Below are 25,324 nucleotides of genomic sequence, written 5' to 3'. Positions count from 1 at the left end.
CCGTTTGACGGCCCGGCGCCCTGCGGCGGTCACCTCGACGGGCGTGTCTGACCTGACAAGTGTCACCTCGTGCGGATGATCGCCGGCACTGCAACGCTCGACCGCCCTGGCGCACGGTCCCGGCGACAACAGGAGAACACCGATGACCGTCTCGACCGGACCGGGCCCGCGCCGCGCCGCCTGGCTGGCCGCCGCCAGCCTGATCGCCCTGGCGCCCGCCGCCCAGGCCCAGGTCCGCCCCCAGGCCCCGACCGCGCCTTCCGCGCCGCCGGCCAGGAAGGATGCCGGGACCGAGGTGAAGGGCGTGACGGTCACCGCCCCCTCGTCGTCGCAGGCCATCACCAGCTCCATCGACCGCCGCAGCTACGGCCTGGGCAAGGACCTGCAGGCCACCACCGGCTCGATCGCCGACGCCCTGCGGGGCGTGCCGTCGGTGCAGGTGGACGTGCAGGGCAATGTCAGCCTACGCGGCGATCCCAACGTCACCATCATGATCGACGGCAAGCCGTCCGGCATGTTCCGGGGCGAGAACCGCGGCCAGATGCTGCAGCAGATTCCCGCCAACCAGTTCGAGCGGGTCGAGGTGATGACCAACCCGTCGGCCGCCTTCAGCCCCGAGGGCACCGCCGGGATCATCAACCTGATCACCAAGCAGGCCAAGGGCGTGGGCTGGACCGGCTCGGTGCGCGGCAATGTCGGACTGGAGGGCCGCCGCAACGGCTCGATCAGCGTCGCCCACAACACCCCGAAGATGACCGTGTCGGGCGACGCCGGCTTCCGGCGCGACAAGGTCAAGGGTTCGATCGACGACCAGCGCGCGCGGCTGGTGGCAGGGGGCCTCTATGCGGGCAGCGATCTTGACGTCGACTTCGCCGCCGTCAGCCGGTCCAGCAACGCCCGGGCCGGGATCGACTACGACCTCGACAAGAAGACCCGGCTGAGCGCCGAGCTGCGCTACAACGACACCCGACAGACCTCGGCGGCCAGCTCGGCCTATGACGGCCGCGACGGCGCCGGCGTTCCCGTGGCCCGCTATCGCCGCGACGGACGCGGCCAGCTGGAGCGCGAGACCACTGGGGTCTCGGGCGACTGGCGGCGCAAGTTCACCGGCGACGAGCACGAGGCCACCATCCACCTCAGCCAGGAGCGCACCCGCGACCGGCAGGAGAGCCACAACCTCGGCGCCGTCCAGTTGCCGACCGCCTCGGCCTATGTCGAAAACATCCGCACCGGCGATGTGCTGGACCAGACCCGCCTGAAGGCCGAGTACAAGCGACCCCTGCCGGGCGGCGCCAAGCTGGTCATGGGCTACGAGCTGCAGATCGACGACAACGCCTACGACAATTTCGGCGCGCGCGGCCCGACGGCTGGTGGGCTGGTGGTCGATCCGTCCCTGACCAACCGCTTCGCCTACGACCAGACGGTGCAGGCGGTCTACGCCACCTACAACCGGCCGATGGGCAAGCTGACCCTGATGCCGGGCCTGCGGATCGAGGAGACCAAGGTCGACACCGACCAGATCACCTCGGGCCTGAAGGACCGCTACGACTACCTGCGCGCCTATCCCACCTTCCACGCCCAGTACCGGCTGGACGACACCACCCAGGTCAACGCCAGCTACAGCCGGCGCATCCAGAGGCCGGCCGCTCAGGACCTCAACCCCTACCGGATCTACCAGGACCCCTACACCTATCGGCAGGGCAATTCGCGGCTGAAGCCGCAGGTCACCGACGCCTTCGAGACCGCCTACCAGACCCGCAAGGGCTACAATTTCTATCTGGCCACGCTCTACTGGCGCGAGGCCCGCGACGGGGTCACCGACGTGGTCCGCGACCAGGGCGGCGGCGTGCTGCTGACCACCAAGGAGAACCTGGCCAAGAGCCGCAGCGGCGGGCTGGAGCTGGTGGCCAACGCCCGCCTGACGCCCAAGCTCTCCTACACGATCAGCGGCAACGCGGCCTGGAACCAGATCGCCGCCAGCGACCTGGGCTTCCCCGACAAGCGCTCGGACTACGTGGTCTCCGGGTATGCGGCGCTGAACCTGCAGGCCACGCCCAAGGACTTCGTCCAGGTCAGCGGCTTCGCCATCGGCAAACGCCTGACGCCGCAGGGCTATCGCGAGCCGACCGGCATGCTGAACCTGGGATACCGTCACAAGTTCAACGACCGCCTGTCTGGCGTGGTGACGGTGCAGGACGCGCTCAACAGCTTTGGCGACAAGCTGGTCATCGACACCCCGGCCCTGCGCGACCGCCGCGTGCAGGAGCTGAACCTGCGCACGCTGTATGTCGGCCTGACCTGGGGCTTTGGCGGTCAGGGCCCGCAGACCCGCCGCCCCCGCGAACCAGCCTTCGACTTCACCCCGCCATCGCCGGGGATCGGGCTGTAGGGCTTCGATAGATGCTCCCCCAGAGGGGGAGGATCTACAGCCACCCGTTCGACCGGGCGATCCGCCCCGCCTCGACGCGGTTGGCGGCGCCCAGTTTCTGGGCCGCTTCGGAGAGGTAGTTGCGGACCGTGCCGTGCGACAGCGCCAGGGCCGCGGCGATCTCGCGGTTGGAGCGCCCCGCCTCGGCCAGCCGCAGGATCTCACGCTCTCGGTCGGTCAGGGGATCGGGCGCGGCGTCCCAGACGGTGTCGGAGAGCTCCGGCGCGATGGCCCGCCCGCCGGCGGCCACGGCGCGGACGGCGGCGGCCAGCACGCTGCTGGGGCCGTCCTTCAGCAGATAGCCCTTCACGCCCGCATCCAGCGCCCGGCGCAGATAGCCCGGCCGGCCGAAGGTGGTGACGATCAGCACCCGGGTGGACGAGCCGTCGGCCTTCAGCTGCCGGGCCACGTCGATGCCGGTCAGGTGCGGCATCTCGATGTCGGAGATCAGCACGTCGGGCTTCTCGGCGCGCACAAGCTCCAGCGCCGCGCGGCCGTCGGGAGCGCGGCCGACCACTTGGATGTCGCCCTCGAACTCCAGCAGCGCGCTCAGCGCGCCCAGGACCATCTGCTGGTCCTCGGCCATCACCACCCGGATCACGAGGCGGCCTCCGCCGGGACGAAGGCCGACAGCCGGGTGCCGCGCCGGTCGGAGACCACTTCCAGCGCCCCGCCGATCGAGGCCAGGCGCACGCGCATGCCGCGCAGGCCCGAGCCCTCGGTGACCAGCCCGCCCGTTCCGTCGTCGGCGACGCTGAGCTGCACCCCGGCCGGCTGGACCTCGAGCCGGATCTCGCAGCGCGACGCGCCGGCGTGGCGGATGACATTGGTGACCGCTTCGCGCAGGGCCATGGCCAGCACCGCCTCGCGCTTGGGATCGCCATCGGTGGTGGCGGCCGAGACCTCGGCGGCGACATTGGCGGCGGTCAGGGCCTGGCGGGCCCGCTCGATCTCGGCGGCCAGCGAGGCGCCGCGCATGCCGACCACGGCCGTGCGCACCTCGGCCAGGGCCTCGCGGGCGGCGGCGGCCACGGCCTGCATCTCGCGCTCGGCCGCCGCGGCGTCACGGCTGACCAGGCGGGCGGCCAGCTCGGCCTTCACCGCCACCAGTGTCAGGGTGTGGCCCAGCAGGTCGTGCAGGTCGCGGGAGATGCGCTCGCGCTCGGCCGTGGCGGCCAAGGTGCGGACCTCCTCGTGAGCGACGGCCAGCTCCTCGTTCTTGCGCTCCAGATCGCTCTGGACCATGCCGGCCACGCCGGTGATGCCGCCGAACACCACGCCCGACAGCCAGACCGTCCAGGCCTCGCGCAGCATGCTCAGCCCGGCCACGAGCACCACGGCCTCCATGGCGACCAGCGCGACGATCGCCGTGCGCCGCGAGGCCAGCCGCCCGGCGAACGACATCGCGAAGATGGTGTAGACGCTCCAGCCCACCTTGAACGGCGACAGGGCCATGCCGATCGCGAAGACGGCCAACACATGCCACAGGCGGGGCCGGTCGGAGCGGAACCACACCTGCACGAACACCGCCAGGAAGGCGACCAGGGCGACGATCGAGACCGTCACCTCCAGCTGGCTGGGGGCGCGGAATAGCCAGGCGATGAAATAGAACGGCAGGTACGCCAGAAAGACCAGGCCCCACACGCGGCGCAGCCGCCGGCGCTCCGGAGGTTCGGCGCCAGAGATCGCAAAGTGGGGGTTCAGCACGTCGTCCTCGCGTTTGCCCGATCTCGCGCCCGGCCGCCGCGGCGGTCAAGGGCGGGACGTCACGACGGCGAGGTGACATCCGTCACCCAGGGGGCGTCACCCAAGGGGGCGTCACCCAGCGGGCGTCACCCCGCCTCGGGCAGGCGCTCGCCGCCCCGCACGAAGAACAGGCCGATCAGGCCCAGCAGCAGCAGGCCGACGATGGGCAGGAAACCGGCCACCTGGCTGGCGAAGATCTTGGTGGCCAGGGCGACCAGCATCGATCCCAGCCACGCGGTGGCCAGGCCCGACAGGGCGTAGAGGCCGAAGAAGGCCGCCATCCGGTCGGGCGGCGCCAGGCGCACCAGCAGGGTGCGGCTCGAGGCGTACTGCGCCGTGACGAACACCGCCACCAACAGGCCCAGGCCCAGATAGACCAGCTCCGGCAGGGTGCGGAACAACGGGCCGTTCCACACCGGCGCATGCTCGGCGGCGGTCCAGCTCCAGAAGAACAAGATCTTCTCGCGGCCCATGCCCAGGGTGCCGATCAGCACCAGCATCGCCCCGGCGATCTCGACCTGCACCGCCCGGCGCGGGCCCAGCACACGGTCGAACCAAGGCGCGACCAGGCCGCCCAGCACGCCGAAGATGCTCAGCGAAATGCCATAGGCCAGCATCTCCAGCTCGCCCCACTTCATCAGCCCCGCCGCGAACAGACCGCCGAAGATCAGCAGGGCGGTCATGCCGTCGCAGTACAGCATCCGCGCGCCCAGATAGGTGGCCACGTCCCTGTGGCCCTTCAGATTGCCGAAGGTGTCGGCCAGCACCTTGGCCCCGTGGCGCAGGCTCTGGACCATGGTCGCGCCGGTGCGGGCCGCGTCCTTGGTCCACAGGAAGAACGGGATCGCGCCCAGGCCCATCAGGATCGCCGACAGCGGCGCGGAAAGACGGCTGGGCTCGTGGTCGCTGGAGCTCATGCCGAACAGCGGGGCCTTGGGCACGCCGGGCCAGTCGACCGCCCCGGGCAGCACGAAGCCCCACAGCATGAAGATCAGGGTCGCCACCGACACCGCGTTGGCCAGGGCGTAGCCCAGGCCCGACAGCACCGGCTCCTGTCCCGGCCCTGAGGCCCGCGCCAGCAGCGAATTGTTGAGCACGTCGCCCCAGTTATAGGCGATGCCCAGGACGGTCAGGAACAGGCCGACCAGCGCCACCGGAAGCCCACCCGCGGGCGTCGCCCACCACAGGGCCAGCAGCAGCGGGACCATGATCGCCAGGATCGCCAGCATGAACGGCTTGCGCGGTCCGTACTGCTCGATCGAGGCGCCCAGCAGCGGGGCGGTGGCGGCGGTGATCAGGCCGTAGGCCATGGCGATCTCGGCCACGGCCGCCTGGCCCTTGACCGGATCGCCGATCAGCACCCGCGAGAAATAGGGGGCGAAGATGTAGATGGTGACGAGGATCACATAGGGGTCGCGCGAGCCTTGGTGCAGGATCCAGCTGAGCGCGCTTCTGGAGAGCCCCTTCGCAGGGCTGATCTCGGCCAGGCTCGCGTCGGTCGCGACATTGGCCACGCCCGGCGGCGTGCCTGTGGTCTCGTTCATGCCCTGCCCTATCCACGACGCCGTCTTGCGCGGCGCATAAGGTCGAGCGTGGAACTTAAACGCGCGTTTGTCACCTACAGAAGAATATGCCCCCGCACCGCCTCGAGCGTCCGCGCGTCGAGCCCCAGCGCCTGCTCCAGATAGCCGTCCAGCGAGCCGTGTTGGTCCTTGATCACCGCAATGGCCGTGGCGAGGTACTGGGCCTCCACGCCCATGGCCGCGCGCATGGCGTCCTCGGCGATGGCGCGGCCGGTGGCCTCATGGATCACCTGCATGAACTTGGGCCCGCGCCGCTCGAACCGGCCTTCGTCATTGGTCAGCAGGTAGTCGTCGATGATGTCGTCGTCGCTCACCCCGGCCACGTGATGGGTCAGGGCCGCCAGCACGCCGGTGCGGTCCTTGCCCGCCGCGCAGTGGATCAGCACAGGGCCCTTGGCTTCCGCCAGCGCCAGGAAGTAGCGGCGGAAGAGATCCTGGTGGCGCTCCTTGAACGGCAGGCGGCGATAGTACTCCACCATGTAGTCCCGCAGCGACTGCACCGAGAGGTCGGAGGTCTGCAGGAAGACGTGCCACGGGTCGTCGGGCGAGCCCTGGTCGTTCTCGATCAACTGAGCGGCGAAGCCTTCCCAACGCCGCGACGGCGAACGCTCCCGCTCGTTGGGCCGGCGCAGGTCGACCAGGGTGGCGATGTTCAGGGCCGCCAGGGCCTGGAGGTCCTCGTCGGTGGCCTCGGCCTGGTGGGCGGCGCGGAACAGCACGCCCTTTTTCAAACGCCCCGCGCCGGCGGCGTAGTCGCCGTAGTCGCGGAGATTCTCGACGCCTTGCAGCGGGATCAGACGGGTCATGGCGGGGTGTTAGCGCGAGGCGTTGGCAACACGAAGTCGCTTAAGATCGAATCCGCAAAATTCTTGTCATCCCGGCCGCAGCGCAGCGGAGAGCCGGGACCCAGGGGCCACGGCGGTGCGTCGGCTCCTGGGTCCCGGACAGCCTCTACGAGGCTTCCGGGATGACAAGCTTTTAGGAAATCAATTGCGCCTAAGCCACGGCGCCAACCGATCCTGCAGCGGCTGGTCGACATAGGTGTGAAACGCCCACGCCACGCCATAGGCCAGGGGGAAGCCCGCCAGCCACATCAGCCACTGCCAGCCGATGCCGATCGGCACCTTCTCGATCAGCTTGTGGACCGCGCTCCAATAGATCACGCCGACCAGGATGTGGGTGATGAACAGGGCGAAGGACAGCTTGGCGCCTTCCTCGATCCAGGCGCGGGGCTGCTTGACCGGCAGCCGGCCGGCGCCCAGCACGATGCAGGCGATGGCCGCGAGACTCGGCAGGTCGAAGATCAGCACGTCCGGCAGGGCGTAGCGGTCCAGCACCTGCCAGCCAACCAGCACCGCGACACCGCCCCACAGCAGGGCGCGGGCCGCCTTCTCAGACGGCCAGTTCATCTCGACCGCGCGCGCCAGGCAGACGCCCAGCACGAACAGCGGCAGCGCCCGCACGACGCCGAACTGGAACGGCATGTCGGCCAGGGCGTGGTTGAACACCTTGCGGGCGATGATCTCGAAGACGATCACCACCGCCAGCGCCGTCAGCGGCAGCACCACCGGGTGGCGGACCTTGTTGGCGGCCTTCCACATGAACGGGAAGATCGCGTAGCAGACGATCAGGGCCGAGAGCGACCAGCTGGGCAGGTTCCAGCCGTCGCTGGGCACCCCCCAGGCGTGGATCAGCAGGGCCTGGACCGGCAGCTGGTCCCAGGCGAAGCGCGAGGGCTTGTGGGCGTCGGTGCCGACGCTGTTGAGCACCAGGACCAGCACCGCCATGGCCGCCAGCACCATCAGGTGCCCAGGCCAGACCCGGGCGGCGCGCCGCAGCCAGAACCGCGCGGGGGTGATGCGGCCCGACAGGGTCGAGGCGCCATAGGCCCGGCCCAGCACATAGCCTGACAGCATCAGGAAGAAATCGGTGGCCAGGAAGCCGCGCGAGAACACCTGGTGGAAGCGCTCGATCCGCATCGGGCTCTCGGCCCCGAAGTGGTAGAGGACGATCAGCAGCGAGGCCAGCAGGCGCAGGAAGTCCAGCGCACCGCCGCGCACGGCCTGGTGGACATGCGCCGCCGTGAAGGTCGCGAACGCGGGCGAAGGCGACTTGGCGGAGTCGGAAGGCGAAGCGGGAACGGTCACGCCCATGGCCTTAACAAAGCCGGCCCGGGTGGAAAAGCGCCGCGTGGCGTTCCATCTTGCGGTACGGCGAAGCGGCTCTTATCTGTAACTTCTACTGTTTCCGAAGAAGATCCCGTCATGACCCGCATGCCCGCCCTGTTCGTCGGCCACGGCTCGCCGATGAACGCCATCGAGGACAACGCCTGGAGCCGCGCCTGGGGCCAGATCGGCCGCGACCTGCCGCGCCCGCGCGCCATCGCCATGGTCAGCGCCCACTGGGAGACCCGCGGCGCCACGGCCGTCAGCGCTTCGCCGGCGCCCGAGACCATCCACGATTTCGGCGGCTTCCCGCAGGCCTTGTTTGACGTCCAGTACCGCGCGCCCGGCGATCCGGCCCTGGCGGCGAGGGTGGCCGAGATCCTGTCGCCCGATCCGGTGGTCCAGCACCCCACGCGCGGGCTCGACCACGGGGCCTGGGGCGTGCTGAGGCCGATGTATCCGGAGGCCGACATCCCCGTCGTGCAGATCAGCCTCGACCGCGGCCGCTCCAACCGCTGGCACTACGAGGCCGGCCGGCGCCTGGCCGCCCTGCGCGACGAGGGCGTGCTGCTGATGGGCAGCGGCGACATCGTCCACAACCTCCGCGCCGCCGACTTCCGCCGGCCCGAAGCCCCGCCCTGGGCCGACCGCTTCAACGAAGCCGCCAAGGCGCTGATCCTGGCCGGCGACCACGACCCGCTGATCGACTGGGAGTCGCTGGGCCCGGACGCGGCAGTGTCGATCAACAGCGCCGAGCACTATCTGCCGCTGCTCTATGTGCTGGGGGCGCAGGAGGCGGATGAGGCGGTTAGCTTCTTCACCGACGACGTGTTCGCGGCGATCTCGATGACGGGCGTGCGGGTCGGGTAATTCTCCCTTCCCCCTTGATGGGGGAAGGGTCGGGGATGGGGGTGACGCGGCGATTCAACCGGCAAGCGCCCTATCACCCCCACCCAACCCTCCCCCATCAAGGGGGAGGGCTTTAGAGAAGCGCCCCAGCCTTCTCCGCCGCCGCCAACCGCTCGGGCATGCCGTGGGCGTAGATCCGCCGAACCCGCTCCAGCACCTTGGCCGGCGCGCTCTCGGGCCGGCCGCTGTCGAAGGGCGGAGCCGGCGCGTATTCGACCGCCAGCTGGATCGCCTGGGCCACGTCCTCGCCGGCGATCTCGGCGGCGATGACCAGGGCGAAGTCGATGCCGGCCGTCACCCCGCCGCCGGTGAAGATCTTGCCGTCGCGGACCACGCGGGCCGGATCGGGGATGGCGCCGAACAGCGCCAACTGGTCGCGCCAGGCCCAGTGGCAGGCCGCCCGCTTGCCCTTCAGCAGTCCCGCGGCGCCCAGCACCAGCGAGCCCGTGCAGACCGAGGTCACGTAGCGCGCGCCCCAGGCCAGGCGGCGGATCTCGCCCAGGAAGGCTTCGTCGGCCATCGCCTCGGTCGTGCCGAACCCGCCGGGCACCACCAGCACGTCGCACAGCTCCACATCGCCCAGGCGCGGCAGATGCGCGAAGACCAAGCCGTCGGCTTCGATCTCGCCGCCTTCGAGGCTGGCGACCGTGACTTTAGCCCCCGGCAGGCGACAAAGGATCTGGTGCGGACCTGTGAAGTCCAGGTGGGTGACGCCCGGAAACAGGGCGAAGACGATGTTCAGCGGCTGGATCTCGGTCATGGCGGCCTCCCGTGATTGACGCCGGATCATCACCGGCCTAGCGTCTGGCGGAAATGACATAATTCCCTCGGAAACCGCCATGTCGCGCACGATCGGTTTTCTGGTCTATCCGACCTTCCAGCTGCTGGACGCCACGGGCCCGATCGCGACCTTCGAGATCGCCGGCCGGTTCTCGCCGGGGGCCTATGACCTGGTGTTCCTGTCGCTGGAGGGCGGCATGGTCGCCAGTTCCTCGGGCCTGTCGGTAGCGACCATCGCGCTGGCCGACGCGCCGCCGCTGGACACCCTGCTGGTGGTGGGCGGCGACGGCGTGAGAGCGCCCGCGTCCTGCCCGACCACCCTGGCCTATGTGCGCGACACGGCCCGCACCGCCCGCCGCGTCGCCAGCGTCTGTTCAGGGACCTACATCCTGGCCGAGGCCGGCCTGCTGGACGGCAAGCGCGCCACTACCCACTGGAGCCGGACCAAGGACATCCAGAAACGCTATCCGGCCATCCGGCTGGAGCCCGACAAGATCTTCGTCCAGGACGGCGCGGTGTGGAGTTCCGCCGGCATCACCGCCGGCATCGACCTGTCGCTGGCGCTGGTCGGCGCCGACGAGGGCGAGGCCATCGCCCGGCGCACGGCCCAGCAGCTGGTGGTCTATCATCGCCGCCCCGGCGGCCAGTCGCAGTTCTCGGCGCTGATCGACATCAAGGTGGGGCGCTTCGACAGCCTGCTGGCCTGGGCCCGCGAGCATCTGGCCGAAGCCCTCAGCGTCGAGCAGTTGGCCGACCGCGCCGCCATGAGCCCGCGCAACTTCGCCCGCCTGTTCGCCGCCGAGACCGGCGTCACCCCGGCCAAGGCCGTCGAGCGCCTGCGCGTTGAGGCCGCCCGCGCCCTGCTCGACAGCCAGCCGCTGCAGGTCGAGGACGTGGCGCTGGAGACCGGCTTCGGCGATCCCGAACGCATGCGTCGAGCCTTCATCCGCGCCTTCGGACAGCCGCCCCAGGCCCTGCGCCGGACCGCGCGCGCGGTCTGAAAACAGGCGATTTGACACGGCGCCTGGCCTGCCCGAACCATGGCCGTTCGAAGCAGGAGACTCGCGCCCGTGGCCACCGCCCCCGCCGCTATACTGGTGATTGAGGACGACCTGGTCGTTCGCCAGTTCGTCGAATTGGTGCTGGGCCAGGCGGGCTACGCCGTGTCGTCGACGGCCACCGGCGAGCTGGGCATCAAGGCGCTGCAAAACACCCGCTGGGATCTGGTTCTGCTCGACATCCAGATGCCCGACATGACCGGCCTGCAGGTCCTGCGCCTGCTGCGCCAGTACCAGCGGGTCAAGGTGTCGGTGATGATGATGACGTCCAAGGGCGACGTCGGCACCGTCCGCGAGGCGCTGGACGCCGGCGCCGACGGCTACCTGGTCAAGCCGTTCTCGCCGCAGGACCTGCTCAAGCGCGTCGAGGCCACGCTGAACCCGCAGAAGTTCAAGACGGGCGGCGAGGGGGCGAGCTGAGAGCGCTCCAAAAACAAACCTGTCATCCCGGGCGTAGCGCAGCGAAGACCCGGGACCACAACAAGCTCTGAGCATCCGGCGGTCCCGGCTCGGCGCGCTTCGCGCTTGGCCGGGATGACAGCCTTTGAGCTCAAATCTTGTCCGGATAGACCGGCGCGATATCCACCGGGATGTCCTTCAGCGTGGCGATCACCGCCCGCGACTCGTCGTCCAGGTGAGCGTACTTGTCGAAGAACGCCACCATCCCCGCATAGTCGCCATTGCCCTGCAGGCGGACCAGATCGGCGACGATGTCCTTGATCCCCGCCGCCATCCTCGCGTCGTCGACCTTGAAGCGCTTCTGGGCCGGATCCCAGGCGAAGGCGCCCTTGGACTTCAGGTAGCCGTACTGCAAGGCCGCGCCCCGGCCGTGGGCTTCCTCGTCGCCCCAGCGCACGGCGCGGAAGATCCCGGCCATGTAGGTCGCCATCAGCTGCGGCCGCTCGGCGACCGGCAGCTCGCTCTTCTCCATCATGAAGAGGATGTTGTAGACGCCCATGACGTCGGCCTTGGCCTCCTCGGCCGTGCCGCCGATGTCCTTCATCTCGGCCGACACGGTGGTGGCGCGGCCGTCGACGGTGATCGAGCCCGGGCCCAGGCTGTGCGACAGCTCGTGGAACAGGGTCTCCAGGGTCATGTACTTCTTGTTGACCAGCGGAGCCTGCTCCGAAACCAGCGCCCGCGCGCCGATGGGGTTGAGGATGCGGTCGTACTTGGCGCCCAGCACGTTGGACAGGATAACCTTCTTGGCGCCCTTGGCCTCGCGCACCCGCTCGTCATTGGGCAGGTTGAAGGCGATGGTCTGCGGGCCTTCGGTGTTGTCGCCGCCGCCGCGCACCTGCTCGGCCACGGCCAGGGGCGAGTCCCCGCCCCGCTTGAAGTTCTTGTAGCGATCCTCGACCGGGAGGTTGGCCTCCATGGCCTTGAGATAGCCCTTGTACTTGTCGAGCGCCTTGCTCTCGGCCGGGTCCTTCAGGGTGACGAAGGCCTCGAAGGCGGTCTTCTGGCCGTAGAGCTCGTCGGTATAGGTCTCGTACGGGCCGATCGCGACCTCGATGGGCGTGCCCGTCAGATCCATCCAGGCCATCTCGGACTGGAAGTAGTCGTTGGTGCGGAACGACGTCGCCCGCAGGGTCAGGAACCGCTTGAGGCTGGGATTGGTGGTGATGGCGGCGGCCTGGTCGAGCAGGGCGGCGGCCTTTTCCAGCTGCGGCTTGTAGGCGACCGAATAGGGCACGGCGACCAGCTTGTCGCCCTGGCGCTGCACCACGGTCCATCCGTCGAGAATGGCGGCCTTCTCGCCGGGATGGGCGGCCAGATAGGTCTCGAGCTCGGCCTTGGTCAGGCCGGCCGGATAGAAGCCATGGCCCGGATCCTTGCCCGCCGACTGCAGCAGGAAGATCGCGCTCATCTGGTCGGCGGCCTGGATCAGCAGGTTGACCACCGACCGCTCCTCGGCGGTGAGGAACTTGGTGTCGGGCTTCATGGCGACGACGGCGTAGTCGGCGGGAGCGGCGGTCTGGGCTTGAGCCATGGGCGCGGCGAGCAGCACGGCGGCGCCGGCGATCAGGCGAAGGGAGAGACGCATCAAGGACCTCGGATCGAATGTTGCGTCTAGGGCTACACCCGGTTTGGGGCGGTGGCGAGACCGTCGCCGGACGCCTACCCCTTCGCCTCCAGCTTCGCGCTCAACGCCTCGATCTGCGCCTCCAGCTTCGTGAACGCCTCCGAGTGGCACTTGGCCAGCTCCAGAAGATCCCGATCCCGCAGAGCGTCCAGCTTGTCGTGCAGGTGCATGATCTCCAGCTCGGCCCTCAGGTTGACGACATAGTCGTGCTCGGCGTTCTCGCGGTCCTTCTTGGCCTGGCGGTTCTGGCTCATCATGATCACCGGCGCCTGCAGGGCCGCGACGGTCGACAGCACCAGGTTCAAGAAGATGAAGGGATAGGGGTCGAAGGCCAGGTTCACCGTCTTCAGCACGATGTTCAACGCGACCCAGGCCAGCAGCACCGCGCTAAACGCGCCGATGAAGGCCCACGAGCCGCCGACCGCGGCGACCTTGTCGGCCAGCCGGTCCCAGAAACCACGATCGTCGGAGACAAGCGCCTCGTTCAGGCCCGTCGGAGCCTCGGCGGCGATCAGGTCGATGACGCTCTTCTGGACGGCGCTGAGGTCGCAATAGGGCACGGCCAGCAGTTCGCGTGAAAGCTGGTCGAGGCGGTCGTCGGCGGTCATCGGTGATTTCCCTTGCACGCCCCACGATTGACACGACCTCGCCTGGCGGGCGAGGCTCTTGATTGTCGCTTAAGCGACAAAGCCCCCTTGCCCCCTCCGGGAGACGCCCATGGCCCATAAGTTCGTGATCAAGAAGGACAAGGCGGGAGAGTTCCGCGTCAACTTCGTTTACAACAGCGAGACGATCTTCTCGACCGAGGGCTATTCCTCCAAGGCCTCGGCGAAGAACGCGATCGAGTCGATCAAGAAGAACGGCCCCGACGCCGAGATCGACGACCAGACCGACTAAAGATCCTCACGCCCTCAGCGGCGCATCTTCCGGCCCCCAAGGCCGTCCGGAATCCGAAGGCGGGCGCGCAGCCTTCGGGTTCCGGCTCTTGCGGCCCCCTCCCCCTTGCAGTCCTGACGCTAGAACAGGGTCCGTTGCGCCACAGGCGCGGCGGTGGGCTCGATGGCGATCCCCCGGCGGCGCAATTCGGTCTCAGCGGTGAAGCGGATGTCGACATCGCGATCGCGGGTCAGGGCGACCAGCCGATCGGCCGCCAGGCGCTCCCAGGACTGTCCCCGCTCCGGTCCCGTCGGCACGCGCGGCAGCAGGCCCGGCTCGGCGCTCCAGGCCAGAAGCTGGTCGAGCGAGGCCTCGTTCAGCATGTCGCGCAGATGGTGCGCCGTCACATAGGCGTCGGGCATGGCGCGATGGGCCGGCAGGCCGATGGCGTGGACCAGGCCTTCGGGCGTCCGCTCGTACCGCAGCATCTGGTTGGAGAAGCTCGGCAGATGCGGCCACAGGCGCAGGGCGCATTTCCAGGTGCAGATCCAGCGCGCCCCGCCCGTCAGCCTGGGCCGGCAGAAGTGCTGCTCGAACGACGCGCGGTGGGCCGCCAGGGCCAGCACCCCGCCGGGCGGCTGCAACACCGAGGGCGCGACCTCCTTCCAGAACGGCGCGTCGGCCACGTCAGCGTCCCGGATGTGGTGCACCGCCATCGTCGCGGTCGAGATCGGGCGGCCCGGATTGACCAGCCGCGCGCCGCGCGCCTCGCTGACCGACCAGCGGCCGTCCTCGCCCGCCACGACGTCCTGCCAGCCGATCTCGCAGACATCCTGCGCGGACGAGCCGGCGGTCTCCAGGTCGATGACGCGGACACGAGCGATGGACATGGTCCGAATATGGGCGTCGGGTCGTCGCATCGCCAGAGACTTGACCCTCTCCCCCGTCGGGCGTCTGATCGCTGATAACGAATAAGAACGACGGGGAGGATCGCGCATGAGCGCCAACGCCGGATCCAACGGGCGCAAGACCATCTTCATCACCGGCGCAGCCAGCGGCATCGGCCTGGCCAGCGCCAAGCGCTTCGCCGCCGAGGGCTGGTACGTTGGCCTGTCCGACATCGACACCGCGGGCCTGAAGGCCGCCCTGGCCGCGATCGGTCCGGACAACGGCGCGACCTACCGGCTGGACGTCCGCGACCGCCACGGCTGGGACAACGCCTTGGGCGCGTTCGGCAAGGAGACCGGGGGCAAGCTGGACGCCTTGCTCAACAACGCCGGCGTGGCGCGGTTCGGGGTGCTGGAGGATCTCAGCGAGGCCGACTGCGACATCCAGATCGACATCAACATCAAGGGCGTGATCCACGGCGCCCGGGCCGGCCTGCCGCTGCTGAAGGCCGGGCGCGGTCGGCTGATCAATGTCGCCTCGTGCGCGGGGCTGTACGGCTCGCCGAAGCTGGCGGTCTATTCGGCCACCAAGTTCGCGGTGCGCGGCCTGTCCGAGGCGCTGGACGTCGAATACGCCGCCCACGGGGTCAGCGTCGCCTGCGTGATGCCGTGGTTCGTGGAGACGCCGATCCTCAACGCCGGCGCGTCAGGGACCAACGAGAACATGGCCGACGCCCTGAAGAAGGGCGGGCTGGAGGTCTATCCCGTCGAGGACGCCGCCGAGGTGGTGTTCAAGGCGGCGTCCGGGAAGGACCTGCATTACTTCGTGGGCAAGCGGGCCAAGCAGATGCGCTTCGCCAGCAGCCACATGCCGGGCGCGGTTAGGAAGCAGCTCCGGTCGAGGCCGCTGCTGGCGTCCTGACGACGTCGGCCGAGGTCTTCTCGACCATCGACTTGGCGGCCGGGGCGGTCGCGATCGGCGCCGAGGCCGGTTCGGTCGCGGGACCCAGCGGGCCGCCCATGCCGCGCGGCTGGGCCGGTTGGACGGCGGCCACGGCGTTGGCGGCGTAGAGCATCGGCGCGCTGGGCAGACCCGAGGTCATCGGCTTGCCGTCGGCCGTCATGTTGGCGATCTCGGGCGCGTTGGGCATGTCGTCCACGGTCGAGGGACGCGGGGTCGAGGTGAAGGCCCCCGGCGCGCCGGTGCGGCCGCCGAAGCGGTAGAACACGTGCATGCCCACCTGGGCCACGCGCAGCAGGCGCGGACCCCAGCCCGGCGCGACGCCGGTGGTGTGGAAGTGGGTGGCCGAGCCGACCTCGTTCATGACCGCGCCGGCCAGGGCGCGCGATGCGATCTTCTGGGCGCGGCCCCAGGCGCCGCGTTCACGGCCCCGGTTCATCGAGCCGTCGCAGGCGAAGCTGAACTGGCAGCCGGTGCGGTGATAGGCGCCCTGGAACACCACGCCGCAGATCGACTTCGGGAAAGCCGGATGGCGGACGCGGTTCAGGACGACCTGGGCCACGGCGGCCTGGCCGCTGGGGGTCTCGCCGCGGGCTTCGTAATAGACGGCCTCGGCCAGGCAATCGAGCTCGCGCGAGCTTTCCAGCACGTTGCCGAAGCGGAACGGCGCGGCGGCCGGGTTGAACGGACCGCCAAAGCTGGCGCGCAGCATCAGGGGGCCGCTGCGAATGTCGGGAACGCTTTCCCCCGCCCGGCGGTTTTCCAGACGAGCGACCATCAGAGCGACCTGGCGATCACGCTGGGCGGCGCCGGCGGAAGTGTACGGATCGTGACGACGGGCCACGGCGAGCGCGCCCTGGTCCATCCTGGAGACGGCGTTGACCAGGGCGGCGTCGGAGAAACCCTCCGAAGCGCCGTCGGCCAAGCGGGTGACGCGGGCGTGTTGGGTGGCCGTCTGGGCCAGCCCGCCAGCAAGGTAAACGCCGCCCAGGGCCAGACCCGTGATGGATCCGACCAATACGGCGCCGACCAGCCCACGTGCGTCCGCACGCGTCTGCGACTTGATATACAAAACTCGTGTCCTGCGCGGCGAGGGCGTACCGCCCCCCGACAAAAGCGCCTCTAGAGACCCGGAAAACTCACTGTCGGGCAGCTCTAAAAGCGGAGGTCCGGCCGTTTCACGATGTGGCCGAAAACCTACTTATGACCGGCTTATGAACGATCCCGCCACGAGTCGCAAGCTAATGCCGCAGTGCAGCATGGATTTTAGGCTGAAAAGCCGCAGTCAAGATCGTTAACGCCTTGATTCGCTAGAAAAACCGGACAGCCAAAAAAATCCGTTATTTGCCGCGATGCGAAGCATTGGGAACACTGTTCTCAAGACTTTGATTCAGGGAACTCGACCCTGACGGGCGCCGTTACTGATGGCGAAAATTCACCATCTCAAGGACCGCTCGATGCGCCTTAACCCTAACGCCGCGCGGGCGGTTGTCCTTGCGTCAACCGCCCTGCTCCTCACCGCCTGCGGGCACAACATGGAACAGCGCGCGGCGACCGGCGCGGCCACCGGCGCCGTGGTCGGCGGACCGGTCGGCGCGGTCGTCGGCGCCGGGGTCGGCGCGGTCGTGAACACGGCCGCCAAGCCGAAGAAGTAGACTCTTAAGTGTCCTCCCGGAAGCCTCTCAGAGGCTATCCGGGGCCACGGCAAGCGCAGAGCTTTTGGCAGTCCCGGCTCTGCGGCGGGGATGACAACTTGGGCTCAGGCCTTCCCCAACCGCGCCAGCCGCCAGCCCTCGATGGCGATCTTGCCGGCGCAGATGGCCACCGCCACCAGGGCGCTGCCCTTGATGATGTGGTCGACCATCGTCTGCAAGGTCGCCACGCCTTCGGCCGCAGCCTCCGGACCACTGAACGTGACCAGCGGCATGCGCGGCCACAGCACCGCGGCCAGGGCGATGCCGGCCAGCGACAGCAGGATCTCGGCGACGGCGCGCGGCGCGACCCAGGCCGGACGGATCACCAGGATCAGGCCGGAGATCACCTGGCCGACGGACATGGCCAGGATCGGCCAGTGCAACTCGGTCAGGATCGGGGCCAGTGTCATCTGCACCTCGCCCTGCGCGCCATAGGGGCCAGCGCCGATCGGCAGGTCGATCAAGCCAACCCACCACAGGGTGAAGAAGACCATGAACACCACCTCGAACAGCGCCTCGAAGCGGGTGGTGCGGAACCACGCCTTTTTCGCCGGGACGGTCGGCAGGTCGCTGACCTTCCACTGGCCGAAGTCGCCGGCCTTGATCCAACCGCGCTCGACCATGGCCCCGACGATGGTGATCAGGCCGATCAGCTTCAGCGCGGTGGGAATGAAGCCGTTGAAGGCGTGCAGCAGCACCCGCACCACCGCCCCGCCCTCGGTGACGAAGCCGACCACCGCCGGGATCAGGGTGACGATGGCCGCAATGGCCAGGGCCGCCTTCACCGCGAAGATGTAGAACGGATAGAGCTCCACCCCGATCAGGGCGCGCTGGGGGCCGTAACGTCCGGCGACCGCCAGCGGATGACCGAACTCACGGAACAGGTCCTCCAGTTCCTTCCTGTTCAGCTTGCGGCCCGCTTGAGCCTCCTTGTCCTCGATGCGGCTCATCAGGACGTCGCGCAGCTCGGCGATGATGTCCTCGCGTTGGGCGGCGGGCAGCAGGGCAGCGATCGCGCCCAGATAACGGTCGAGCAGGTCCATGATCAGGCCTCTCTCAGAGCAGGGGTTGCAGGGTGTCGTTGATGGAGCGCCATTCGGCGGCGAGGCGGGCCAGCACGGCCTCGCCCTCGGCCGAGAGGCGGTAGAAACGCTTCTTGCGCTTGTCTTCCTCGCGCCACTCGCTGGCGAGCAGGCCCTGCCCCTCCAGCCGCCGGAGCATGGGATAGAGCGCGCCTTCGTCGATCTCGACGCCCACCGAAGAGAGCGCCTGACGCAGGCTGTAGCCGTAGCGCTCGACCCGAAGCTGGGCCAGCACGGCCAGGATCAGGGTGCCGCGCCGAAGCTCCTGGCGGAGCTGTTCGAAGATATCCGTATCGTTTGGCATGGTGTGCGCCGTATCGTGTGCGCCACATGGTGTGTGGCGCACACTGTGTCTCACACAGTATATGAAGAGTCAATCGCCACGCGAAAGCGTTGCCATGGCGCGCGCGGCCATGCTGTTCTGCAACCGCAAGTGATTTCCGGGGGTGCGGGTTTGCGTGGTGTGTTGCTGGCCGGAACGGCCGTCCTGTTCCTGGCCTGCGGGACGGTTCCCGCCCTCGCCGACCTGCGTCCGCAACCCGCCGCCGCGGCTGGCGCGGACGACGCCCTGATCCTGGCCGTCACCGAGGCTCGAGCCGACGTCGAGCGCGGCGACGGCAAGCACGCCCGCGAGACGCTGGAGAAGGCGTCAAAGCGCAAGACCTTCGACACCGCTCCTTCGCCCCTGAAGCGCGCCGTCCTGCTGATGATCGCCGCCCTGGCCTATGACGACGGTGACCTGCCCGCCGCCCGCGCCGCGATCGTGCCGACCTCCGAACTGGCCGAGGCCGAAGGCTTCGACTGGTCGCTGCGCCTGCAGATCGCCGCCAAGACCAATGACCACGAGGACGCCGTGAGGAGCATGACCGTGCTGGCCGCGCGGTTTCCAGAGACCCTGGCCGAGTTCGATGAGAGCTTCATATACGGCGTTCGCCGCCGCACGCTGGCCCTGCCCGGCGGCGAGGCCAAGGCCTTCGGCCTCGACGAGGCCATCGTCCAGGGCGGCTGGAAGCCGGAAGACCCCTTCGCCGACAACAGCGCCTTCTGGCGCGACTACGCCCGGGGCCTGCTGGCGCGCGGCCGCACCGCCGAGGCCGAGAAGGCCGTGGCCGGGATCGCCGACCGCGACGTGCTGATCGAAATGCGCGCCGACAAGGCCTTCGACCCGGTTGGCGGCGCCGGCCCTGACCGCTTCTTGCCCCGCGTCGCCGCCGTGGCGCGGCTGAAAGCGGTCGAGGCCCTGATCAAGACCCACCCGGCGCGGCTGTCGGGCCAGACGGCGAAAGCCGAGGCCCTGCTGGCGCTCAACCGGCCGGCTGAGGCGCTAACCGTCATCGAGGCGGCGATCACCAAGGCCAACGACGACCCCAAGGCCTATAGCGACATGGACGACATGCTGCCGTGGGCCCACAACCAGGGGAACATGGCCCTGGAACGGCTGGGTCGCGGCGACGAGGCCCTGGCCATCCTGGCCGCCGGCGCCCGCGTGCCCGAGCACGGCAAGGCCAATGTCAGCCAGACCCTCAACCTCGCCGCCTCCCAGGTCAGGCTGGGGCGCTCCAAAGAGGCCCTGTCGACGGTGTCGACCGTGCGACTGGACCTGATGTCGCCCTACGGCCGATCGGTGGGCCTATACGTGCGCGCCGCCGCCGCGATCCAGCTGGGCGACGCCAAGGCGGCCGACAAGGCCGTGGCCGACCTGCGGGCCCTAGGCCTGGAGGGCAAGCTGAACCTCTTCGAGGTGCTGACCTATCGCGGCGACCTGGACGGCGCGGCCGCCCTGCTCATCGCGAGACTGGAGGACCCCAGCCAGCGTTCGGAGGCCTTGCTGGCCTTGCAGGACACGCCACTGGCGCCGTTCGCCACCGCGTACGACATCGACATGAAGGCGCGGATGGACGCCCTGCGCGCCCGCCCCGACATCTTGGCCGCGGTGGCCAAGGTCGGCCGCATCGAACACTACGCGCCCGGAGACCTCTGGCCGGTCGCCTGATTGGGGAACAAGAGGCCCGTCGCATCGGTTGTTCCGGCGCATCCCGATCCGCAGGAGCCCTCCGATGCTCGGAACCCACGACGCCCAGGCCACCGTGCCGGTGAAGAGCCTGGCCACGGCGCGGCCGTTCTATGAACAGGTGCTGGGCCTGACGCCGCTGGAGGCCAGCGAGGACGGCGTGCAGGGCTATAAGGCCGGCGACACCACCCTGCTGGTCTACGAGTCGGCCTTCGCCGGGACCAACCAGGCCACCACGGTGACCTGGTCGCTAGGCCCCAGCTTCGATGAGGTGCTCAAGGGCCTGCAGGCCAAGGGCGTCGCCTTCGAGCACTATCAGGACATGCCGGGCGTCACCCTGGACGGCGACGTCCATGTGTCCGGCGAGATGAAGGTCGCCTGGTTCAAGGACCCCGACGGCAACATCATCAATATCGGGAATTACTAGGGATCAGATGATCCCGCCGTTCGCCCGCAACGTCTGCCCGTTGATCCAGGCTCCGTCCGGCCCGGCCAGGAACGACACCGCCGCGGCGATGTCGGCCGGCTGCCCCAGGCGCTCCAGCGGCGACATCTTGGCCAGCCGTTCGACCAGCTCGTCGGACTTGCCGGTCAGGAACAGCGGCGTCTCGGTCGGGCCCGGAGCCACCGAATTGACGGTGATGGTCTTGCCGCGCAGTTCCTTGGACAGGATGCTGGTCATCGTTTCCACCCCGGCCTTGGTGGCGGCGTAGACGGCGTAGGCCGGCAGCAGCATGCCCACGACGCTGGTCGAGAGGTTGATGATCCGACCGCCGTCGCGCAGCCGGTTGGCCGCCTCACGCAGGGTGTTGAACACGCCCTTCAAGTTGATGGCGATCATCCGGTCGAACGCGGCGTCGTCGGTATCGGCGATCGGCGACAGGCTCATGACGCCGGCGTTGTTGACCAGCACGTCCACCCCGCCGAAGGCCGCCTCCGCCGCGTCGAACATCGCGCGCACGTCGGCGGGATCGGCGACGTCGGCCTGATGGGCCAGGGCCTTGCCGCCGGCCGCCTGGATCTCACCGACCACGGCGTCGGCCGAAGCGGCGTTGCCGGCGTAGTTGACCACCACCGCGAAGCCGTCGCGGGCCAGGCGCTTGGCAGTCTCGGCGCCGATGCCGCCCGAGGCGCCGGTGACGATGGCGACTTTGGTCTGGGCGTCTTGGGTCATGGTCTGGTCTCCGGTCCGGCGATTGTGAGCCGGGAGATAGGGACTTCTGGAGCCGGATGGAATGGTCCGGCTTGGCGGGCTCGGCAGCGCCCCCTCCGTCACGTCGCCTATCGGCGCCGCGCCACCTCCCCCGCTGCGCAGGGGAGGAGCAGGTCAGCGGCTTTCCTCCTCCCCTGTGAAACGGGGGAGGTGGCGCGCTGCGGATACGCATCGTGACGGAGGGGGCGTGCGGAGCTGGCCGTGAAAGCCACCCGCCCCTACCCCAGATCCGCCAGCGTCAGGTGATCCATGTCGTCGAAGTCCAGGTTCTCGCCGCCCATCGACCACACGAAGCGATAGTCGCCGGTGCCGACGCCGCTGTGCATCGACCAGCTGGGCGAGAACACCGCCTCGCCGTCGTCCATGAACACGGTGCGAGGGTTCGACGGCTCGCCCATGATGTGCATCACCCGGGCCGGAGCGACGTCGAAATACATGTAGATCTCTGACCGTCGACCATGAGTGTGGGGCGGCATGGTGTTCCAGACATTGCCCGGGGCCAGCTCGGTGAAGCCCATCACCAGCTGGCAGGTCTCGACGATGCCGGGCCGGATGCTCTGGCGGATAACCCGTTGGTTGGCGGTCTTCTGGCTGCCGGTGTCGATGCGCCGGGCCTCGTCCTTGCGCACCAGCTTGCTGGGATAGACCGCGTGGGCCGGATAGCTGACGAAGTAGAACTTGGCTCCGGCCCCGCCGAACACCACCGAGCGTACGCCCTTGCCGACATAGAGGCTGTCGTGGGTCTCCAGCAGATGGCGGGCGCCGTCCAGCTCGACCCACCCGACCGAGCCGATATTGATGATCCCGACCTCGCGACGCTCGCAGAAGTATTCGGCGCTCAGCTGGGCTCCAGCCTTCAGCGCCAGCGGCGTGTCCAGCGGCGCGGCCGAGCCGACCACCGCCCGCTCGACCTCGACATAGGTCATCTGGATCTCGCCGCCGCGGAAAAGGTCGCCGATCACGAAGGCGTCGCGGATCTGGCCGGCGTTCATCCGCCCAAGGCCCTCGCGATCGGTGGTGGCGCGGGCGTTCAGGGGCGTGGGACTGTCGGACATTCGGCGCTCGTGATCTTGGACGTGGCATTGGTATAGCCAATTCTGGCCACCCATCCACAGTTATATGACCATACGGACAAATCAGATCGATGGACTGGCGAGGCCCATCGCGTGCGCAAAAGCAGCCATTTCAGGTCCCGAACCCAGAACCCGAAGGCGCTCCTTCAATCGATAGAACAACGATCTTTCGATTGGCTTGACAGAATCTGACTTCACTGCCCAATTGGTCTTACCAAATTAGCGCGTCTTCAAGCCGGGTTCAACCGGTCGACGTCCGTGGGAGCGAAACACATGATCAGAACACGCCGCCTCTTGCTGGCGTCGACGGCGGCCGCCGTCGCGCTGGCCGCCCTGCCGGGCCTGGCCCTGGCGCAATCGGCCTCCGGGCCCGACGCTTCGGCCCAGCTGGAAGAGATCATCGTCACCTCGACCAAGCGGGCCGAGCGCCTGCAGGACGTGCCCGTGTCGGTGACCGCCGTCACCCAGGACGTGCTGGACCGCAACAATGTCCGCGAGCTGGGCGACCTGGTGAAGCTGTCGCCGGGCCTGGTGATCAACTACGGCAGCCAGCCGGGCAATTTCAGCATCAACATGCGCGGCATCGGCACCTTCTCGAACGGCATCGCCGTGGAGTCGGACGTCGCCGTGGTCATCGACGACGTGCCGATCGGCTTCCAGGCCGCCGCCTTCAAGGACCTGATCGACGTCGAGCGCGTCGAGGTGCTGCGCGGACCGCAGTCGACCCTGTTCGGCAAGAGCGCCATTGCCGGCGTGCTCAACATCGTCACCGCCGCCCCCTCCAGCACGTTCGGCGGCAAGGCCATGCTGCTGGTCACCGACGACGGCGAGAAGCGCGCCGGCTTCACGGTGACCGGGCCGATCAATGACGATGTCCGCGTGCGCCTGACGGTGGCCAAGAGCGACTACCAGGGCAACCTCAAGAATCTGACCACCGGCAAGAGCGTCAACGGCAGCGCCGGCTTCACCGCCACCGCCAAGATCGAGTGGACGCCCACCGAGAACCTGACCTTGAGTCTCGCGCCGCGCTTCAACAGCAATGTCTCCAGCTGCTGCGCCAGCGCCATCACCGAGCTGACGCCGGGCCTGTTCTACCAGGGCGAGCCGGCCTTCCCCGCGACCACGACCCTGCGCGGCATCACCATCGACAAGAACAACCACTTCGTCCGCGCCGACGGCCGCATCGGCGGCGGCAATTCGCAGGTGTTCGGGACCACCGCCCGCCTCGACTACCTGTTCGGCGACGGCTCGGTCCTGAAGGGCCACACCGTCTCGTCGATCACCTCAAGCGATCGCTGGAAGATGACCGACTTCCAGGACATCGACGGCACCGACGTGCCGTTCCTGCTGGGCTTCCCGGTGGCCAGCCCCTCGGGCATCAACAGCGGCGCCAACATCAACGGCTATTTCCACGCCAAGTCGGTGACCCAGGAGTTCCGCGTGACCTCGCCCGGCGACCAGCGCCTGCGCTACGTGGCCGGCCTGTGGTACGCCCGCAACGAGCTGGACCGCTATCTGAACCGCGGCCCGGTGCTGCAGCTGGCCCGCTATCTGGCCGAGAGCACCAACGAGAACTATTCGGCCTTCGCCAACGCCACCTTCGACCTGACCGACAAGCTCAGCCTGACCGGCGGCGCGCGGATCAACCGCCAGAAGATCGACTACCAGTTCCACAAGACGATCTTCGCCAACACCACGATCAACTCGCCGACCACGGTGCAGGAATTCGCCGGAGCCAACCAGGACGACGCGGTGACCGGCAAGGTCGGGGTCCAGTACAAGTGGACGCCCGACATCATGACCTTCGCCACCTATTCGACGGGCTACAAGGGCCAGGCCTACGACCTGGTCAGCACGTTCGACGCGCGGATCGCCGCCAACATGCCGGTGCCGCCCGAGACGGCCAAGAACCACGAGATCGGCTTCAAGAGCAGCCTGTTCGACCGCCGGGTCTATTTCAACGCCACGGTGTTCAGCGCCGACTATCGCGGCTTCCAGACCTCGGTGACCAACACCCTGCCCGACGGCACCTTCCTGACCTTCCTCAATAGCGTCGGTCACCTGCGCACGCGCGGGCTGGAGCTGGACGGCGTGGCACGGCTGACCAAGAATTTCCGGCTGAACGGGGCCTTCGCCTATACCGACGCCACGGTCGTCACCTTCCCCAACGGCCCCTGCTATACGGGCCAGGTCACGACCACGAGCACCGACCCCGCCTTCGTCGGCGCGCCGGGCGAATGCTACACCACGCCCCGCACCAACGGCCGGGTGCAGAACCTGCACGGCAAGCGGCTGAACAATACGCCGAAGATCAAGTTCAACATCGGCGGCCAGTACGAGGTCGAGCTGCCGGGCCTGCCGTTCAAGGGCTTCGTCGGGGCCACCGTGCGCTGGCAGGACGACGTCAACTTCGCGCTCAGCCAGGACCCGCGCCAGGTGCAGAAGGCCTACAGCATCACCGACCTGACGCTCGGGATCGCCGCCAATGACGGCCGCTACAAGCTGACCGCCTTCGCCAACAACCTTTTCGACAAGCGCTACGCCCAAGGCCTGGGCAACGGCACGTCGGGCTACAGCAATCCCGCCATCCCGACGGCGGCGGGCCGCACCTGGTTCCCGGGCCGCGACGCCTTCCGCTACTTCGGCGCACGGCTGGACGTGAACTTCTAGGACCGCGCTGAAACCTCGCCCTTCGACAAGCTCAGGGTGAGGTTTCCACGGACACGATGCCGACAGTCGTCCTCACCCTGAGCCTGTCGAAGGGCAAGGACG

The 25,324-nt window shown here is 68.6% G+C and carries 23 protein-coding genes and 1 pseudogene; 10 read left to right on the top strand and 14 right to left on the bottom strand.

What is annotated here, in order from left to right; genetic code table 11:
- Positions 1-142: 142 nt before the first annotated feature.
- The gene (locus tag AC1RUS_RS00700; RefSeq protein WP_492912022.1) at positions 143-2,389 is read left to right on the top strand and encodes a TonB-dependent receptor domain-containing protein; all 2,247 of its coding nucleotides are present in this window, start codon (positions 143-145) and stop codon (positions 2,387-2,389) included.
- A 34-nt stretch (positions 2,390-2,423) separates the two neighbouring features.
- On the opposite strand, the gene AC1RUS_RS00695 is transcribed toward AC1RUS_RS00700, so the two are convergent.
- The 4 genes from AC1RUS_RS00695 to AC1RUS_RS00680 form a co-directional block, all read right to left on the bottom strand.
- The gene (locus tag AC1RUS_RS00695) at positions 2,424-3,029 is read right to left on the bottom strand and encodes a response regulator transcription factor (RefSeq protein ID WP_492912020.1); all 606 of its coding nucleotides are present in this window, start codon (positions 3,027-3,029) and stop codon (positions 2,424-2,426) included.
- The gene (locus tag AC1RUS_RS00690; protein ID WP_492912018.1) at positions 3,026-4,135 is read right to left on the bottom strand and encodes a sensor histidine kinase; all 1,110 of its coding nucleotides are present in this window, start codon (positions 4,133-4,135) and stop codon (positions 3,026-3,028) included. The genes AC1RUS_RS00695 and AC1RUS_RS00690 overlap by 4 nt, the downstream gene beginning before the upstream one ends.
- Before the next feature lie 125 nt (positions 4,136-4,260).
- Positions 4,261-5,718: an MFS transporter gene (locus AC1RUS_RS00685; RefSeq protein ID WP_492912016.1), complete on the bottom strand. Its 1,458-nt coding sequence runs from the start codon at positions 5,716-5,718 to the stop codon at positions 4,261-4,263.
- A 74-nt stretch (positions 5,719-5,792) separates the two neighbouring features.
- Positions 5,793-6,563 (bottom strand): tyrosine-protein phosphatase, encoded by a 771-nt coding sequence (locus AC1RUS_RS00680; protein ID WP_492912014.1) that lies wholly within the window; start codon positions 6,561-6,563, stop codon positions 5,793-5,795.
- 22 nt (positions 6,564-6,585) lie between these two features.
- Between AC1RUS_RS00680 and AC1RUS_RS00675 the strand changes: the two are divergent.
- A pseudogene (locus tag AC1RUS_RS00675) lies at positions 6,586-6,729 on the top strand (hypothetical protein); the annotation flags it as partial.
- Between the two features lie 14 nt (positions 6,730-6,743).
- Here AC1RUS_RS00675 and AC1RUS_RS00670 read toward each other — a convergent pair.
- The gene (locus tag AC1RUS_RS00670; RefSeq protein ID WP_492912947.1) at positions 6,744-7,817 is read right to left on the bottom strand and encodes an acyltransferase family protein; all 1,074 of its coding nucleotides are present in this window, start codon (positions 7,815-7,817) and stop codon (positions 6,744-6,746) included.
- Positions 7,818-8,021: 204 nt separating this feature from the next.
- Between AC1RUS_RS00670 and ygiD the strand changes: the two genes are divergently transcribed.
- Positions 8,022-8,792: a 4,5-DOPA-extradiol-dioxygenase gene (gene ygiD, locus AC1RUS_RS00665; RefSeq protein ID WP_492912012.1), complete on the top strand. Its 771-nt coding sequence runs from the start codon at positions 8,022-8,024 to the stop codon at positions 8,790-8,792.
- A gap of 112 nt (positions 8,793-8,904) precedes the next feature.
- Here ygiD and AC1RUS_RS00660 read toward each other — a convergent pair whose 3' ends face one another.
- Complete coding sequence (locus AC1RUS_RS00660) at positions 8,905-9,591, bottom strand: DJ-1/PfpI family protein (protein ID WP_492912010.1); 687 nt, start codon at positions 9,589-9,591, stop codon at positions 8,905-8,907.
- A 79-nt stretch (positions 9,592-9,670) separates the two neighbouring features.
- Here AC1RUS_RS00660 and AC1RUS_RS00655 point away from each other — a divergent pair, with 79 nt between their 5' ends.
- Positions 9,671-10,612: a GlxA family transcriptional regulator gene (locus AC1RUS_RS00655; RefSeq protein ID WP_492912008.1), complete on the top strand. Its 942-nt coding sequence runs from the start codon at positions 9,671-9,673 to the stop codon at positions 10,610-10,612.
- A gap of 69 nt (positions 10,613-10,681) precedes the next feature.
- Positions 10,682-11,089 (top strand): response regulator transcription factor, encoded by a 408-nt coding sequence (locus tag AC1RUS_RS00650; RefSeq protein ID WP_492912006.1) that lies wholly within the window; start codon positions 10,682-10,684, stop codon positions 11,087-11,089.
- 130 nt (positions 11,090-11,219) lie between these two features.
- Here AC1RUS_RS00650 and AC1RUS_RS00645 read toward each other — a convergent pair whose 3' ends face one another.
- Positions 11,220-12,716, bottom strand: coding sequence for a DUF8614 domain-containing protein (locus tag AC1RUS_RS00645; RefSeq protein WP_492912004.1), 1,497 nt, complete (start codon positions 12,714-12,716; stop codon positions 11,220-11,222).
- A gap of 74 nt (positions 12,717-12,790) precedes the next feature.
- Positions 12,791-13,363, bottom strand: coding sequence for a DUF1003 domain-containing protein (locus AC1RUS_RS00640; RefSeq protein WP_492912002.1), 573 nt, complete (start codon positions 13,361-13,363; stop codon positions 12,791-12,793).
- 109 nt (positions 13,364-13,472) lie between these two features.
- Between AC1RUS_RS00640 and AC1RUS_RS00635 the strand changes: the two genes are divergently transcribed.
- Positions 13,473-13,652 carry a YegP family protein gene (locus AC1RUS_RS00635; RefSeq protein ID WP_035045459.1) on the top strand — a complete coding sequence of 60 codons (180 nt, stop codon included), beginning with the start codon at positions 13,473-13,475 and terminating at the stop codon, positions 13,650-13,652.
- Positions 13,653-13,771: 119 nt separating this feature from the next.
- On the opposite strand, the gene AC1RUS_RS00630 is transcribed toward AC1RUS_RS00635, so the two are convergent.
- The gene (locus tag AC1RUS_RS00630) at positions 13,772-14,521 is read right to left on the bottom strand and encodes an exonuclease domain-containing protein (RefSeq protein WP_492912000.1); all 750 of its coding nucleotides are present in this window, start codon (positions 14,519-14,521) and stop codon (positions 13,772-13,774) included.
- Between the two features lie 106 nt (positions 14,522-14,627).
- On the opposite strand from AC1RUS_RS00630, the gene AC1RUS_RS00625 reads away from it, so the two are divergent.
- Entirely contained in the window at positions 14,628-15,440 is an 813-nt protein-coding gene (locus AC1RUS_RS00625; protein WP_492911998.1) for an SDR family oxidoreductase, read from the top strand.
- Here the strand turns inward: AC1RUS_RS00625 and AC1RUS_RS00620 are convergent.
- From AC1RUS_RS00620 to AC1RUS_RS00610, 3 genes are all read right to left on the bottom strand, one after another.
- Positions 15,400-16,551, bottom strand: a complete 1,152-nt coding sequence (locus AC1RUS_RS00620; RefSeq protein WP_492911996.1) for a cell wall hydrolase — start codon at positions 16,549-16,551, stop codon at positions 15,400-15,402. The genes AC1RUS_RS00625 and AC1RUS_RS00620 overlap by 41 nt on opposite strands.
- 687 nt (positions 16,552-17,238) lie before the next feature.
- The gene (locus tag AC1RUS_RS00615) at positions 17,239-18,216 is read right to left on the bottom strand and encodes a hypothetical protein (RefSeq protein ID WP_492911994.1); all 978 of its coding nucleotides are present in this window, start codon (positions 18,214-18,216) and stop codon (positions 17,239-17,241) included.
- A gap of 13 nt (positions 18,217-18,229) precedes the next feature.
- A complete protein-coding gene (locus AC1RUS_RS00610) occupies positions 18,230-18,559 on the bottom strand; it encodes a PadR family transcriptional regulator (RefSeq protein ID WP_492911992.1) in 330 nt (109 codons plus the stop codon).
- Between the two features lie 150 nt (positions 18,560-18,709).
- Between AC1RUS_RS00610 and AC1RUS_RS00605 the strand changes: the two genes are divergently transcribed.
- Positions 18,710-20,248, top strand: coding sequence for a tetratricopeptide repeat protein (locus tag AC1RUS_RS00605; RefSeq protein WP_492911990.1), 1,539 nt, complete (start codon positions 18,710-18,712; stop codon positions 20,246-20,248).
- A 64-nt stretch (positions 20,249-20,312) separates the two neighbouring features.
- On the top strand, positions 20,313-20,693 hold the full coding sequence (locus tag AC1RUS_RS00600) for a VOC family protein (protein ID WP_492911988.1): 381 nt from the start codon (positions 20,313-20,315) through the stop codon (positions 20,691-20,693).
- Positions 20,694-20,696: 3 nt separating this feature from the next.
- On the opposite strand, the gene AC1RUS_RS00595 is transcribed toward AC1RUS_RS00600, so the two are convergent.
- Both AC1RUS_RS00595 and kduI read right to left on the bottom strand, forming a co-directional pair.
- Entirely contained in the window at positions 20,697-21,440 is a 744-nt protein-coding gene (locus AC1RUS_RS00595; protein WP_492911986.1) for an SDR family oxidoreductase, read from the bottom strand.
- Positions 21,441-21,697: 257 nt separating this feature from the next.
- Positions 21,698-22,534: a 5-dehydro-4-deoxy-D-glucuronate isomerase gene (gene kduI / locus AC1RUS_RS00590; RefSeq protein ID WP_492911984.1), complete on the bottom strand. Its 837-nt coding sequence runs from the start codon at positions 22,532-22,534 to the stop codon at positions 21,698-21,700.
- A gap of 291 nt (positions 22,535-22,825) precedes the next feature.
- Here kduI and AC1RUS_RS00585 point away from each other — a divergent pair, with 291 nt between their 5' ends.
- Positions 22,826-25,222: a TonB-dependent receptor gene (locus AC1RUS_RS00585; RefSeq protein WP_492911982.1), complete on the top strand. Its 2,397-nt coding sequence runs from the start codon at positions 22,826-22,828 to the stop codon at positions 25,220-25,222.
- Positions 25,223-25,324: the final 102 nt, after the last annotated feature.

It is taken from the genome of Caulobacter sp. GW821-FHT10F06, from assembly GCF_058809215.1.
This window is presented reverse-complemented; position numbering and strand designations above follow the sequence as displayed.

What these genes read in the sequence shown, in the direction of transcription:
- AC1RUS_RS00655 (WP_492912008.1), top strand. Translation starts at nt 9,671, where the DNA reads ATGTCGCGCACGATCGGTTTTCTGGTCTATCCGACCTTCCAGCTGCTG.
- AC1RUS_RS00700 (WP_492912022.1), top strand. Translation starts at nt 143, where the DNA reads ATGACCGTCTCGACCGGACCGGGCCCGCGCCGCGCCGCCTGGCTGGCC.
- AC1RUS_RS00645 (WP_492912004.1), bottom strand. Translation starts at nt 12,716, where the DNA reads ATGCGTCTCTCCCTTCGCCTGATCGCCGGCGCCGCCGTGCTGCTCGCC.
- AC1RUS_RS00680 (WP_492912014.1), bottom strand. Translation starts at nt 6,563, where the DNA reads ATGACCCGTCTGATCCCGCTGCAAGGCGTCGAGAATCTCCGCGACTAC.
- AC1RUS_RS00625 (WP_492911998.1), top strand. Translation starts at nt 14,628, where the DNA reads ATGAGCGCCAACGCCGGATCCAACGGGCGCAAGACCATCTTCATCACC.
- AC1RUS_RS00610 (WP_492911992.1), bottom strand. Translation starts at nt 18,559, where the DNA reads ATGCCAAACGATACGGATATCTTCGAACAGCTCCGCCAGGAGCTTCGG.
- AC1RUS_RS00635 (WP_035045459.1), top strand. Translation starts at nt 13,473, where the DNA reads ATGGCCCATAAGTTCGTGATCAAGAAGGACAAGGCGGGAGAGTTCCGC.
- AC1RUS_RS00600 (WP_492911988.1), top strand. Translation starts at nt 20,313, where the DNA reads ATGCTCGGAACCCACGACGCCCAGGCCACCGTGCCGGTGAAGAGCCTG.
- AC1RUS_RS00660 (WP_492912010.1), bottom strand. Translation starts at nt 9,591, where the DNA reads ATGACCGAGATCCAGCCGCTGAACATCGTCTTCGCCCTGTTTCCGGGC.
- AC1RUS_RS00685 (WP_492912016.1), bottom strand. Translation starts at nt 5,718, where the DNA reads ATGAACGAGACCACAGGCACGCCGCCGGGCGTGGCCAATGTCGCGACC.
- AC1RUS_RS00585 (WP_492911982.1), top strand. Translation starts at nt 22,826, where the DNA reads ATGATCAGAACACGCCGCCTCTTGCTGGCGTCGACGGCGGCCGCCGTC.
- AC1RUS_RS00640 (WP_492912002.1), bottom strand. Translation starts at nt 13,363, where the DNA reads ATGACCGCCGACGACCGCCTCGACCAGCTTTCACGCGAACTGCTGGCC.
- ygiD (WP_492912012.1), top strand. Translation starts at nt 8,022, where the DNA reads ATGACCCGCATGCCCGCCCTGTTCGTCGGCCACGGCTCGCCGATGAAC.
- kduI (WP_492911984.1), bottom strand. Translation starts at nt 22,534, where the DNA reads ATGTCCGACAGTCCCACGCCCCTGAACGCCCGCGCCACCACCGATCGC.
- AC1RUS_RS00615 (WP_492911994.1), bottom strand. Translation starts at nt 18,216, where the DNA reads ATGGACCTGCTCGACCGTTATCTGGGCGCGATCGCTGCCCTGCTGCCC.
- AC1RUS_RS00595 (WP_492911986.1), bottom strand. Translation starts at nt 21,440, where the DNA reads ATGACCCAAGACGCCCAGACCAAAGTCGCCATCGTCACCGGCGCCTCG.
- AC1RUS_RS00630 (WP_492912000.1), bottom strand. Translation starts at nt 14,521, where the DNA reads ATGTCCATCGCTCGTGTCCGCGTCATCGACCTGGAGACCGCCGGCTCG.